The sequence below is a fragment of the Bacillus cereus group sp. BceL062 genome, assembly GCF_051780025.1.
Classification (GTDB): domain Bacteria; phylum Bacillota; class Bacilli; order Bacillales; family Bacillaceae_G; genus Bacillus_A; species Bacillus_A toyonensis.
In genome coordinates, this window is the sequence record NZ_JBPWGY010000003.1 from 337,570 (window position 1) to 350,346 (window position 12,777).

Here is a 12,777-nt window from a genome sequence, read left to right on the forward strand (position 1 = left end):
AATCATCTCCTTTGTAATCAAATGAGCCCTACTTATTAAACTTCTTTAATAAGTGACTTTAATTACACTTATTAAATACCTTTAATAAGTACCCCTATATTAACATACTTTTTAAAATGTGCAATTAATAAATTTAGAAAGACGATGCGAATTCCTCATTTTGCATGTAGATATAACGAATAAATAATTAAAATTCATATAGAAAAAACAAGGGAACGCTTAACGTTCCCTCTCAAATCCAATCCGTTTTTTAATTTCCACCAAATTCACCTTCGCAATAGTCCCTGCCCTCTCAGCACCTTTTTCTAACGCTTCATATAGTAAATGCGGTTCATTCATATACGTTGCGTATTTTTCCCGAGGTCCTGCTAACTCACGATCTACAACGCGAAATAACTCTTTTTTTACATCGCCCCATCCGATTCCAGTTTCATATTTTTCACGCATTGACTGAATTTCATCTTTTGTCGCGAATTCTTTATAGATTGTAAATAACGTTTCTAGTTCTTTCGGTTCATTTGGAAGTGAAGAATCTGTTTTTATTTTTAAAATAAGCTTTCGTAGTTTTTCTCGCTCTGCAAATAACGGGATAACATTCCCATAACTTTTACTCATTTTTCTTCCATCAAGACCAGGTAAAATTGCCCCTTCTTCTTGCACTACATACTCTGGAAGCGTAAATGTCATGCCAAATGTATGATTAAAATACGTCGCAATATCACGAGCGATTTCAATATGCTGAATTTGATCTTTTCCAACAGGTACATGAGTAGCTTGAAATAATAATATATCAGCCGCCATTAAAATCGGGTACGTATATAACCCCATATTCACACCTGCATCAATTTCTAATCCCGCTTCTTTATTTTGCTCTACCTTCGCTTTATATGCATGGGCACGATTCATAAGCCCTTTCGGAGTTAGACAAGCTAATATCCAAGCTAATTCCAAAATCTCTGGCACTTCTGTTTGTCGATAGAAAATAACATCTTCTCCAAGTCCGAGTGATAACCATGTAGCTGCTACCTCTTTTGTATAACTACTGAACTTCTCTGGATCATGCACTGCATTTAACGCATGATAATCAGCTATAAAGTACAATGCTTTTCCTTCATTATTTTTTGACATTTGCAATGCAGGTTTAATTGCACCAATATAATTTCCTAAATGCGGATAACCTGTTGGTTTAATTCCTGTTAACATTATTTTTTCGCTCATACTAACTCCTCCTTTCTCAAAATAAAAAACAAAAAGAGTCTCTCATCCTTAAAAAGGACGAGAGACTCCCGCGGTACCACCTTTATTAGCTATCATTAGCTCACTTCATACTTCGATAACGTGAAGTAACCGTCTTTACCTACTCATTTCAGTTAGAAGCTCCAGAGCCCATTCCATATTCATCCCTTACTGATTCCCACCACATATCAGCTCTCTGAAAAGTTTTGAACATGTACTCTTCTCTTTCATTGCTTTTTCGTTTTTTACAGTTTATCACATTACCTTTCCAATTAAACCCTAATTTTCTGTTTTATATAGCAGGAATTTCCACCTTAATTGTCTAATAATATATAGGTTTGCAGAAGTAATCGAAACAACTTTGGAGGTTTTTTCATGGTAAAATATATATCCATTTTAGGTTCAACAGGATCCATTGGCACATCTGCATTAGATGTCGTTTCCGCTCATCCTGAACATTTTAAAATCGTCGGTTTAACCGCAAATTATAATATCGATCTTCTCGAAAAACAAATTGAATCGTTTCAGCCTCGTATTGTAAGCGTAGCGACAAAAGAATTAGCGGACACATTACGTTCTCGTATTTCAACAAATACAAAAATCACATATGGAACTGATGGTTTAAATGAAGTATCTACCCATCCTGATACAAATCTTGTATTAAGTTCAGTTGTCGGTGTTTCAGGTTTACTCCCAACAATTGAAGCATTAAAGGCGAAGAAAGATATCGCCATCGCTAACAAAGAAACTTTAGTTGCCGCTGGTCATATCGTAACTGAACTAGCGAAACAAAACGGATGCCGCCTAATTCCAGTCGATAGTGAGCATTCAGCTATTTTCCAATGTTTAAACGGAGAAAATAATAAAGAGATTGAGAAGTTAATTGTCACAGCTTCTGGCGGCGCTTTTCGTGATAAAACACGTGAAGAAATGAAAACATTACAAGCGAAGGATGCTTTAAAACACCCAAACTGGTTAATGGGAGCAAAACTAACGATAGATTCTGCCACGTTAATGAATAAAGGGTTTGAAGTGATGGAAGCTAAATGGCTGTTCGATATTCCTTATGAAAAAATTGATGTTATGATTCATAAAGAAAGTATCATTCACTCTTTAGTGGAATTTATTGATGGATCAGTCATGGCACAGCTCGGTGCTCCAGATATGAGAATGCCGATTCAATATGCGTTTCACTACCCTACTCGACTACCTTCATCCTATGAAAAATTAAATTTATTAGAAATTGGTAGTTTACATTTTGAAAAACCAAATTTAGAGAAGTTCCCCTGTCTACAATACGCATTTGAATGTGGCAAAATTGGCGGTACAACTCCAGCCGTATTAAATGCAGCGAACGAAATTACAAATGCACTATTTCTTAAAAATGAAATTGCATTTTTCGATATCGAAAAAACAATTTACAATACAGTTGAAGCTCATCATAACGTAAAAGATCCTTCACTCGATGCTATATTAGAAGCTGATCAATGGGCACGCCAATACGCAAATCAATTATTAATAAAAAAGAGCTAAAACAGTTTTCTCTGTTTTAGCTCTTTTTTTACGTATTCAATTTTACAAATCTATAACCATGTGTAACTAACACTTTTAATATCGCATATCCTGGAATTGCTAAAACTATCCCCATAATACCGAATAAGTTACCGGCAGTTAAAATGATAAAGATTATTGTAATTGGATGGATATCTAGCTTTTTCCCCATTACTTGCGGGGAGATAAACTTACCTTCTGCTAATTGCACAACCATCATAACGATAATTACCTTTAAAACCATTCCTGGCGAGTCAATAAATGCGATAATTAACGCTGGAGTTATTGCAATAACTGGACCTACGTACGGAACGATATTTACAATCATCGCTAAAATAGCAAGTAATACCGCATATTTAATACCAATAATAAGATAGCCAATTAATAGCATGATACCGATAAACAAGCTAACGATAATTTGCCCTCTTATATACGAACTAATCGCATAATGCATATCATCTAGTATTCTCATTGCTGCCGGTTGTCTTTGCTCTGAAATAAACTTCAAAAAGTGATTCGGTAATTGTTCACCATCTTTTAATAGATAGAACAATATAAACGGAACCATGACAAAGGTTAAAACAACTTCTGTAAGTGTACTTAAAAATCCAGTTACATTTCCAGTCACTGATGATAATGACTTTGTAAAATCAACTGTATAGTCTTTTACTATATTCGCTACATCAATATTTAAATTCTCCTGAATTTTACCAAGTAAATTACTTTCCCCAAATCTACGTGCTGCTCGTTCGATTTCATGACCGAAATACGGTAAGTTATCTATTAATGCATCAATTTGATCTTTAATAATAGGGATAACCGTTACAACTAAAAACACAAATAATCCTAGTACTATTAAATATATCGAGGCTATCGATACGATTCTTGAAACACCTTTCTTTTCTAAAAGTGAAACGAATGGGTGCAAGATATAAAATAGCACTCCGGCTAATAATACCGGGAAGAATATTGTTTTTAAAAAGACGATAAACGGAGTAAAAACGAAAGAAATTTTTGTTAGCAATAATATGTTAATGAACAATAATGCAAATCCAAGTAACACTGCTAAATAATTTTGTTCCCTAAAAAACTTTTTTAACTTGTCTCTTTTTCTTATATTTACTTTTTCCAATGAAACCACCTCTTTGAATGATGAAAAGCCCTTACTCAGGGCTTTTCATCATTATCTATATCTTTATTTCCTTGCAGCTTTCACTACAAATGATACAATAAGAATTAATACGATTGCTCCTAATAATGCTGGCACGACATGAATTCCACCAAATGATGGCCCAAACGATCCAAATAATCTACCACCTAACGAAGCACCTAATAAACCTGCGATAATATTTCCGAACATACCGCCTGGGAAATTTTTACCTGTTATAGAACTAGCAATTGCACCTATAATAGCACCAACTATTAATGTGATAATCCATCCCATCTTTAGTCCTCCATTTCTATTATAGTCTGTATGCTCAAATACAAGAGTAGCAAAACCCTTATATAAGATTACAAATTCATTTACACTAACCATATTCTACTATAGAAACAAACGAAAGAGTAATATATGTAAGGAGATACATATATTATATGCAAAAAAGAAAATCATTGTCAAACTTACCCAAAAATCAATTATATTAATATACCATATTCAAAGGAGGCTTCACTATCTATGATTCTTAAGTTAAATGCCACTTCTTTTGAAGTTGCATCATCCATTTTACAAGTTCAAATTCCATCTTATAAAGTTGAAGCAGATTATTTAAACAGTGCTGCAATCCCCCGTTTATATGATACTGTAAACGATATTCAAAATTGCGGTGAAACATTCTATGGATATTTTTCTGAAAATAAACTTGTCGGCTTTATTTCTTTTATGCAAGAAGAACAGCTAATTGATATTCACCGACTAGTTGTATCGCCTGATTTTTTTCAAAAAGGAATTGCAACGAAACTCTTAATTTATATATTTAACATGTTCCCTTCTTCCATGGCATATATTGTACAAACAGGTAAAGCGAATACTCCTGCTATTGCACTATATAAAAAACACGGTTTCATTGAAGTAACCGATATAACAATTACCGATCGTATGATTCTTACACAACTAAAGAGACAGAAAACATAAAATAGTTTGACTCATTAGTTTATTTATGTTATCTTTTACTTTATAATACCTTTTGCTGAGTCCAAATTTTGGAGCGGGGGAACCATTTTTGTAGCAATGCTACTTGGGGCGAATCTTTTTTAAGTAGGGATACTCTCACTTCCCGAGTCCGACAGCTAACCTCGTAAGCGTAATGGGAGAGGAAGGTGCTTTTTGCCTATGTTACACAGTATACCTCCTTAACTATAAAATCTGGAATCGATATCATTTTAGAGACCTATATTTATAGAAAAGGAGAGATGTATTATGTTACGTTTATCTGATCACGCAATAAAAATGATGGAGCAAAGACTTCGACTCGAACAACACCGCACATATCAAGCAAATAAAGTTGTAGATAACTTACATCACAAATACTTTTTCCAACATATTTTTCAACCAAAAAGATAAGTACTGATCTTTAACAAAATACAGCGCACACTAAAAAAAGTGTGCGCTGTATTTTACATTTTCTTGCCTTCACAATAAAGTAGTTGGCACCATTCTAGCTTTATATTAAGAATAATATTTCGTAGAAGGTTCAGCTATTTCTTCATCTAATATACTTGACGGTTCAGGCTCTTCTATTCTCTCAATTATAAATCCCGCTCTATTTAACTCATTTATGTATGTGCTTATTTTCCTCTTATATAATGTTTCTTGTACTTCTTCTCCTTTAAATGTTTCAAACGTAATAGGCATTTCCTCATGATAAGAAGACTTTATAGCAACTTCTTCTGTACCATACTGTAAGTTTGAATATACTGGGTGCTCCCAACTAAAAATAAAACTTCCTCCTGGCTTTACATATGAATAAATCAGTTCCAACGTTTTTCTTAAATCCGAAGTCCAACCTAATGCATAAATGGAATATACAATATCAAAATACCCTTTCGGAATATTTCCTTCCTCTTCCATTGCTCCGCATATTAACTTTGGATTCCAATCCTTTAACGCCTTATTCGCTATTTCAATTTGTGCACTCGAAAGATCAAGCCCCCATAATTCCTCTGCCCCTTGTTCCGCCATATATTACAACGAATGCCCACTTCCACATCCAATATTAAGTACCTTTTTATCTTTAATTGAATCGAACAAATGAATCTCATCTTCAGACGCCGTATACGGTCCATATTTCGGTAAACAATCCACTTGAAAGAAATAAGGTGCAACTGTATCCCAACACTTTTTATTTAAAGCTAACATTTGCGTACCTTTCATATTCTACATTCCCCCATCCATTTTGCTTTCTCTAATATTAATTACATATCATAACCAGATCGCCCTTTTCTCTTCGCCCGGTAATTTTTCACTTTCGCAATTGTACCACAAGCTCTTCCTCCTTCATCCCCAGCATACATACCGCACCATCTTTTACTTCCATTTCGCGAATGATCATAAAATACCCAACGACAATCTGGACAGGCCTTTAACTTTCCCCACAACTTTTCTTGAATCGCCGTTAACACAATACTCAATACTTTTGTATACACATTCTCTTCTTGCACCGGTTCATATGTAACACTTTTCATATCTTCCTTTACATGTACATGAAATGGGTATTTCTCTAACCACTTTTGCAATGATTCTCCGCCTTCAATTGCCACCCGAATATCTTCTCGAAAACTTTTTAATTCCTCTATCGTATGAAATGGAAGCTCTTCATGAAAATATTCTTTCATAAAAAGCTTTATATCCTCTTCTGTTTGCAGCAAATCAATTGCTTCTCTCGTATCGTTTGGTATTCTCCATGTATTTAAAAATTCTCGAATATATTCTAATTCATGTGGTGCGTTCTGATTCAATTCCATTCACCTTCTTCTTAAAATTTACTTTTTTCTGACTTTATGTATAATTATAATATAAAATAGTTAACCATCAATTAGTTTTATTGGTTACATAATTAGGAGGCGTTCTATGAAAAGTTTCTCAATACCGATACGTTTCATGCTTATTTCTTCATTTTTTATGTCTTTTGGATATTTTGCAGTATACGCATTTTTAGCTATTTATCTATTAACCTTTCTTCATTTTTCAGCTATTCAAGTAGGAACCGTGTTGACGATTATGACAATTACATCACGAGTTATCCCTTTATTCTCAGGATTAATTGCTGACAAAATCGGCTATATCATTATGATGATAGCCGGATTATTTTTAAGAGGAATCGGATTTATCGCTTTAGGAATATGTTCTGATTTCTATACAATTTCTATTTCTTCTGCACTTATTGGCTTCGGAACTGCATTTTACGAACCTGCTGCTCGCGCTATATTTGGCTCACAACCAGCTCATATGAGAAAAAATTTATTTACATATTTAAACCTTAGTTTTAATTGCGGTGCAATAATTGGACCGATTGCAGGAGGATTCTTACTCTTACTCGATCCCATCTATGCTTTCTTTCTAACAGGATCACTTATGCTGTTATTCGCTTTTATCTTTTACTTACTTAAAAATCACTTCCAAGTCACTACTGAAAACACATCTATTACATTGGGCATACAGGCTATCTTACAAAACAAGCCTTTTCTTCTGTTTTCATTTATCATGATTTTCTTCTATATTATGTTTACTCAGCTTACTGTCGCACTTCCACTTCATATGAAAAACATTAGTAATAGCAACCAGCTTGCTACACTCATTATTACGATAAATGCAATAACAGGCGTTATATTTATGGTGTTATTTCGAAAACTATTTCACAAATACAACACGCTGTCGATTATTAAATACGGTATTTTATTAATGGGCATTTCCTTTTTACTCATCCCTTTATTCCAGCACCCCTATTGGTTATTTATTTGTGTAATTTTATTTACAATTGGTGAAACACTCGTATTACCTAACGCTGATATCGCTATTGCAAATTACAGTAACGAATCATATACAGCTACTTACTTCGGATTCTATCAACTATCACTCGCATTTGGTTTTATCATCGGTAATTATACCGGTACATCTTTTACATCCAACTTAAACGGAATGTATACACCATGGCTTATTTTCGGCGGAATAGGACTTATTGGTTTTATTTCACTACATATTTTAAACATTAAAAAAGGGGTCTCTAAAGAGGATAATATATTTATGTAATGATACAAAACATCTTTAACACATTACAATTGAGATGGTACCTTTAGACAAGCGACCTATAATAAAAAAATTCGACCATCATATGTGACAGTCGAATCTTTTTATTTTTCATATTCAAGATGATTATGTCTTTTACAACCAAATAAATAGCAAGCCCCTATATAATCAGTTTCAAATTCTAATCCTGGAACGTATCCAGATTTGATACGTTCTATCATTGTTTTATAACAATTATTCTCTTCTGTATATTCCTCAATTAACTCTTTCTTATCGTTTTCTGTCCAGTTTTCTTCTACTTCTTCATTCTGAACATCTTCTATTTCTGCTGTTTTCGCTTCGATAGATTCCCGTATAACTTCATTTATACGCGTGAAATTATTAGCTTTATATAGAGCATAAACAAATCTACCCATCCAATTTGGGCTTTTCCAATATTCTTTGTATCCCTTTTCGAACCATTCAATTGCTTCTTTATAGCAATTCAACTCAACATATAAATCTGCTACATTAATTTCCCCTACAAAATTATCAGATTCCCTGTTAAAAGCATCTAACTTCTCTTTCGCTTCTGTCGTTCGCCCTAAATCAATTAAACATTTTACATAGTTATACATTATAATGTCCGAATCCCCTGCAACTCGCAAGAAAAATTCCGAAGCTTTTTCCAGCTCTCCAAGGTTATAATGAGCTACAGCTACATTGTGATATGCTTCATTGGATGGTTGAATCGAAATAGACTTTTGTAATACTTCTTTCGCTTCTTCCCACTTTTTTTGTTTTATGTAAATTTCCCCTAAGATGTTATAAGGAAAGTATGAGGAAGGATTCAACTTAACAACTTCTTTTATTAATTCAAGAGCTTTATCATCATTCTCTTCCTCATAAAAGTACATCCAAGCAAGATTATTGAGAGATTGTACACCTCTAGATTCATGTACCGCTCGTTGAAATAGTTCCATTGCTTTCTCATATTCATTTTGTTCAAACATTTCAATTGCTTTCTCGTTAATGTTCAAGTAACTACCTCCGAAGTGAATGAATTCATCTATTCCATATTATTATTTTAAAATGTAACAATTTTAATTTCCATAAAAAATAAGTTCACTTCGTATTAAGTTCTTTCTCCTATCTACATTTCATCATATATTTGGATATCCAATTCGTAATGATTTTAACAACACCGCTTTCGAAAGAAAATATATATCTACTGTAAAAATACTGATTTACAACAATAAGTAAACTTTTCAATCTCTCTTAAACTGGATATACACCCTGTTGCATTTTACATATTATGGTACAATTAAAATAAGTACTAGCTAAACATTTACGCTCCACACTAGCAGTCTAGCAATGCCAAAATCAAAAATCACTTGAAATTGGGGGATGTTATGAAAAAGAAATTAATTGTTCTTCTATTCATCGGAATCATATTATCAGGATGTTCAACTATAGCAGAAAATTCTTTAGAAACCGGAAACGGAAGTATGGAATTATTAACACCAACGATTACAACAAAAGATAATGAATTAAAAATTAAGACGGAAGGTATTGATGAAAATAAAGTAACTTTTATTTATGTCGCTAATAAAAAAGTATTGGAACAAAAAATAAAGAATAGTGAATCCTACAAACTTGATATTACAGGTATCAATGATGCTCATAGGACAGACTACAAGCCAAAAGTTCAACTTTTGCAGACTAAGGATGATAATAAAGATGGAGAGATGATAACTTTTAAGCAAGTTAGATATACAGTTAAAAAAAATTAATTTTAGAGTTATTTCATTATAAATGTAACGTACGAAAATATACTTTTAACAGAGGGTAAATGTAAGGGGTGCTAACATGAAAAAAACGATGGATTTCTTGGTGGATTGGTAACATATTTTGGATTATCCTTTTTGGAGTGTGGGCAGCTATTATTTGGCTACGAGATGTCAATGGTGCTGGTGTTACTCAAACATCCGAAATTAAATCAATATCACTTATTGTTTTATTAATCGCGTTTATCATACCGATATTTATTCAAGTTATATGGCTAATCATTAATTTGAGGGTTAGTAGAAAAAACAATTATACGATTTAGTTTTTTAAATTAACAGATACATACTTTTTATAAAAAAGAGAGGAATCTAATTCGATTCCTCTCTTTTACATATGTGATTATGCCGTGCTTTTAAAGCGGCACTATTCCCTTTTTACGATGCATGATCGCCTTTCTTCTTCTTCAACAACGCTCTCTTCTTCATCGCCTTCGTTAAATATCCGCCTTTAAACGAACGGATTTCATAAGAAGACATAAACGCTTTCGGTGCAATTTCATTAATAATTTCTAAAAGTTCTTTCTCTCTAGAGCGCTTTGCAACGATATCTAAGCGATAACGTATAGAATTAATTCCTTCACCCTCAAATACTGTAACGCCAAATCCACAGTGACGTAATTCATCTACTAATTCATTACAACGGTCTAGTAAACTAACTTGATACGTAATATATCCAATTGCTAATTTATTCTCTATATAACCGCCTAATAATAGTCCCGCACTAAAGCCGATGACATAGGCAACGATGTTCATCCAATTTGATAAATCTTGAAACACAATCCCTAAACTGACAATGTAAATAGCTCCTTCTAACAATCCTACACCAGCAGCGGATCTTGTTTGATTCTTTACAAGCAAAATCGTTCGGATTGTTAATACTGGAACATATATAATTTGAAGCACAAAAATAAGTAACGCTTGTAACATTGGTATCCACCTCTTTCAAAAAGTCTTTTGTCATGATAACATACATAAGCTTTAGAAATCGATGGGTTTTTAAATTTTTTCAAATTATTTTTCGTACTATTGAAAAACCGAAAAAAGAAGCGTATTATATTTGTCGTTAATTTGATTCCTGTCATTCACTCGCTTAAATAAAAAAGGAACCCCATTAGGCCCCTTTTATTATAGCTCTATGTTTTTAGAAGCCTTTTCTCTTCGCTTCTCTTCTTCCTTTACTAACTGTATATTTGCATAAGCTAAATTCGCAATCATTAAAAAGTGACCACCTAAAATACCTGTACCAAATGCCCACATTTCCATTTCATGCTCAATTTCATACATAATGATAGCCCCTAAAATTGCAGCTGCAAATCGGTTTAAAACCCCTAATCCAGGGGCCTTTTCTTTCAGTACGATACTTCTTCCTAGTTTCTCCACTCTACGAGCTAATAACCAAAGACAGTATGCACTTACAGCTAATCCAATACCGAACCCTGTCACTTGTTTTCCAAACGGAGTAATCGTCCACATAAGTAGTAAACCACTAAAGATCGCATACAATTGTAATCGATATACACGTAAGGCTACTTGAATCAAAATATCCGCTCCTAATTCCTCATTTTTTATACTTTAGAAGAAAAGCAGCAACTTACACAGTTGCTGCTTTCTCTTCTTCTTGTTCATAATCCATTTTGCGAATTTCAACACGTTTAATTTGATAAGCGTCTTTTTCTAACACTTTAAATTCATAACCTTCTGCTTCAACATGTTGTCCTTCTTCAATTTCATGATTTTGCATCATAATCCATCCACCGATTGTATCCACATCTTCTTCTTCAATGTGTAATCCAAACAGATCTTTTACTTCTGAGATAAGCACTTTTCCATCAACAATTTTATGGTACTCGTTCACATGTTGAATTGGTGGTGCTTCATCTTCATCATATTCGTCACGAATTTCGCCGACGATTTCCTCCAAAATGTCTTCAAGCGTTACAATTCCTGCTGTTCCTCCGTACTCATCATATAAAACAGCCATCGGAATTCGCTTTTTCTGCATTTGCAGTAATAAATCGTGAATTGGAGTCGTTTCCATCACTTCAATAATCGGACGCATATACGAGCGAATTGATGATAAATCTTTTTGATCCTCGGTCATATATCGAATAAAGAAATCTTTTACATTGACCATACCGATAATATCATCTTTATCTTCTCCAAAAATCGGATAACGTGTATATCGCTCATTTTGGATTACTTTCATGTGTTGTTCTACTGAATCTTCAAGGTAGAAACCAACGATTTCTGTTCGCGGTACCATAATCTCTTTTGCAATACGATTATCAAATTCAAAAATGTTATTTACATACTTGTATTCAGCTTGATTAATTTCGCCACTTTCGTAACTCTCTGAAAGGATAAGGCGTAATTCTTCTTCTGTATGAGCTACTTCATGTTCTGAAGCTGGTTTTAAACCGAATAAGCCAGTTACAACACGAGCTGAGCCGTTCAATACCCAAATAAATGGATACATGATTTTATAGAACATCATTAACGGCGCCGCCAATAACAACGTTACTTTTTCAGCCTTTTGAATTGCCATCGTTTTCGGAGCTAATTCTCCAACTACAACGTGTAAATATGTCATTAGCATAAAAGCAAGACCAAAAGTTAATACTGATGAGATAGAAGGGTTTATGTTCCATTTCTCAAATAACGGGTGTAATAACTTTTCGATTGTCGGTTCACCTAACCAACCTAATCCCATAGCTGTAACTGTAATACCTAATTGACAAGCAGATAAATATTCATCTAAATTTGTTGTTACCTTTTTCGCTGCTAAAGCACCGCGTTTCCCTTCCGCAACAAGCTGATCAATACGACTTGAACGTACTTTTACAATCGCAAACTCTGCTGCTACGAAAAATCCAGTAAATGCGATTAAAATCGCAACCATGACTAAATTAAATATTTCCAATG

Annotated in this window: 12 protein-coding genes, 2 pseudogenes, 1 riboswitch and 1 other annotated feature; of the genes and pseudogenes, 5 read left to right on the top strand and 9 right to left on the bottom strand. The window is 33.6% G+C overall.

Annotated elements, in window-relative coordinates:
- Window positions 1-219: 219 nt before the first annotated feature.
- A complete protein-coding gene (locus tag ACS2MN_RS10015; protein ID WP_001290873.1) occupies window positions 220-1,218 on the bottom strand; it encodes a tryptophan--tRNA ligase in 999 nt (332 codons plus the stop codon).
- A gap of 50 nt (window positions 1,219-1,268) precedes the next feature.
- Window positions 1,269-1,476, bottom strand: a binding site (T-box leader).
- Between the two features lie 135 nt (window positions 1,477-1,611).
- Between ACS2MN_RS10015 and ACS2MN_RS10020 the strand changes: the two genes are divergently transcribed.
- A complete protein-coding gene (locus tag ACS2MN_RS10020; RefSeq protein WP_346994488.1) occupies window positions 1,612-2,769 on the top strand; it encodes a 1-deoxy-D-xylulose-5-phosphate reductoisomerase in 1,158 nt (385 codons plus the stop codon).
- 28 nt (window positions 2,770-2,797) lie between these two features.
- Here the strand turns inward: ACS2MN_RS10020 and ACS2MN_RS10025 are convergent, their stop codons facing one another.
- Window positions 2,798-3,919: an AI-2E family transporter gene (locus tag ACS2MN_RS10025; RefSeq protein ID WP_000416922.1), complete on the bottom strand. Its 1,122-nt coding sequence runs from the start codon at window positions 3,917-3,919 to the stop codon at window positions 2,798-2,800.
- A gap of 63 nt (window positions 3,920-3,982) precedes the next feature.
- Window positions 3,983-4,231, bottom strand: a complete 249-nt coding sequence (locus ACS2MN_RS10030; protein ID WP_000539733.1) for a GlsB/YeaQ/YmgE family stress response membrane protein — start codon at window positions 4,229-4,231, stop codon at window positions 3,983-3,985.
- 231 nt (window positions 4,232-4,462) lie between these two features.
- On the opposite strand from ACS2MN_RS10030, the gene ACS2MN_RS10035 reads away from it, so the two are divergent.
- Complete coding sequence (locus tag ACS2MN_RS10035; RefSeq protein WP_098709502.1) at window positions 4,463-4,918, top strand: GNAT family N-acetyltransferase; 456 nt, start codon at window positions 4,463-4,465, stop codon at window positions 4,916-4,918.
- A 43-nt stretch (window positions 4,919-4,961) separates the two neighbouring features.
- A riboswitch (cyclic di-AMP (ydaO/yuaA leader) is annotated at window positions 4,962-5,104 on the top strand.
- A 348-nt stretch (window positions 5,105-5,452) separates the two neighbouring features.
- Here ACS2MN_RS10035 and ACS2MN_RS10040 read toward each other — a convergent pair.
- A pseudogene (locus ACS2MN_RS10040) lies at window positions 5,453-6,157 on the bottom strand (class I SAM-dependent methyltransferase).
- A 41-nt stretch (window positions 6,158-6,198) separates the two neighbouring features.
- A complete protein-coding gene (locus ACS2MN_RS10045; protein WP_043323067.1) occupies window positions 6,199-6,741 on the bottom strand; it encodes a CGNR zinc finger domain-containing protein in 543 nt (180 codons plus the stop codon).
- Window positions 6,742-6,853: 112 nt separating this feature from the next.
- Here ACS2MN_RS10045 and ACS2MN_RS10050 point away from each other — a divergent pair.
- Window positions 6,854-8,051: pseudogene (locus tag ACS2MN_RS10050) on the top strand (MDR family MFS transporter).
- 82 nt (window positions 8,052-8,133) lie between these two features.
- Here ACS2MN_RS10050 and ACS2MN_RS10055 read toward each other — a convergent pair.
- On the bottom strand, window positions 8,134-9,048 hold the full coding sequence (locus tag ACS2MN_RS10055) for a tetratricopeptide repeat protein (protein ID WP_001024441.1): 915 nt from the start codon (window positions 9,046-9,048) through the stop codon (window positions 8,134-8,136).
- A gap of 372 nt (window positions 9,049-9,420) precedes the next feature.
- On the opposite strand from ACS2MN_RS10055, the gene ACS2MN_RS10060 reads away from it, so the two are divergent.
- Complete coding sequence (locus ACS2MN_RS10060; protein WP_103591428.1) at window positions 9,421-9,801, top strand: hypothetical protein; 381 nt, start codon at window positions 9,421-9,423, stop codon at window positions 9,799-9,801.
- Window positions 9,802-9,893: 92 nt separating this feature from the next.
- Window positions 9,894-10,118 carry a DUF3923 family protein gene (locus ACS2MN_RS10065; RefSeq protein ID WP_438894693.1) on the top strand — a complete coding sequence of 75 codons (225 nt, stop codon included), beginning with the start codon at window positions 9,894-9,896 and terminating at the stop codon, window positions 10,116-10,118.
- A 112-nt stretch (window positions 10,119-10,230) separates the two neighbouring features.
- Here the strand turns inward: ACS2MN_RS10065 and ACS2MN_RS10070 are convergent, their stop codons facing one another.
- The 3 genes from ACS2MN_RS10070 to ACS2MN_RS10080 all read right to left on the bottom strand — a co-directional run bounded on the left by ACS2MN_RS10070 (window position 10,231) and on the right by ACS2MN_RS10080 (window position 12,775).
- The gene (locus ACS2MN_RS10070; RefSeq protein ID WP_000938449.1) at window positions 10,231-10,782 is read right to left on the bottom strand and encodes a DUF2179 domain-containing protein; all 552 of its coding nucleotides are present in this window, start codon (window positions 10,780-10,782) and stop codon (window positions 10,231-10,233) included.
- Window positions 10,783-10,980: 198 nt separating this feature from the next.
- Entirely contained in the window at window positions 10,981-11,394 is a 414-nt protein-coding gene (locus tag ACS2MN_RS10075; protein ID WP_000616830.1) for an ATP synthase subunit I, read from the bottom strand.
- Window positions 11,395-11,446: 52 nt separating this feature from the next.
- A complete protein-coding gene (locus ACS2MN_RS10080; protein WP_043322100.1) occupies window positions 11,447-12,775 on the bottom strand; it encodes a hemolysin family protein in 1,329 nt (442 codons plus the stop codon).
- Window positions 12,776-12,777 lie beyond the last annotated feature (2 nt).

Excerpts from the sequence above, each read along its gene's own strand:
- ACS2MN_RS10015 (WP_001290873.1), bottom strand. The coding sequence starts at position 1,218 with ATGAGCGAAAAAATAATGTTAACAGGAATTAAACCAACAGGTTATCCG.
- ACS2MN_RS10020 (WP_346994488.1), top strand. The coding sequence starts at position 1,612 with ATGGTAAAATATATATCCATTTTAGGTTCAACAGGATCCATTGGCACA.
- ACS2MN_RS10030 (WP_000539733.1), bottom strand. The coding sequence starts at position 4,231 with ATGGGATGGATTATCACATTAATAGTTGGTGCTATTATAGGTGCAATT.
- ACS2MN_RS10035 (WP_098709502.1), top strand. The coding sequence starts at position 4,463 with ATGATTCTTAAGTTAAATGCCACTTCTTTTGAAGTTGCATCATCCATT.
- ACS2MN_RS10060 (WP_103591428.1), top strand. The coding sequence starts at position 9,421 with ATGAAAAAGAAATTAATTGTTCTTCTATTCATCGGAATCATATTATCA.
- ACS2MN_RS10070 (WP_000938449.1), bottom strand. The coding sequence starts at position 10,782 with ATGTTACAAGCGTTACTTATTTTTGTGCTTCAAATTATATATGTTCCA.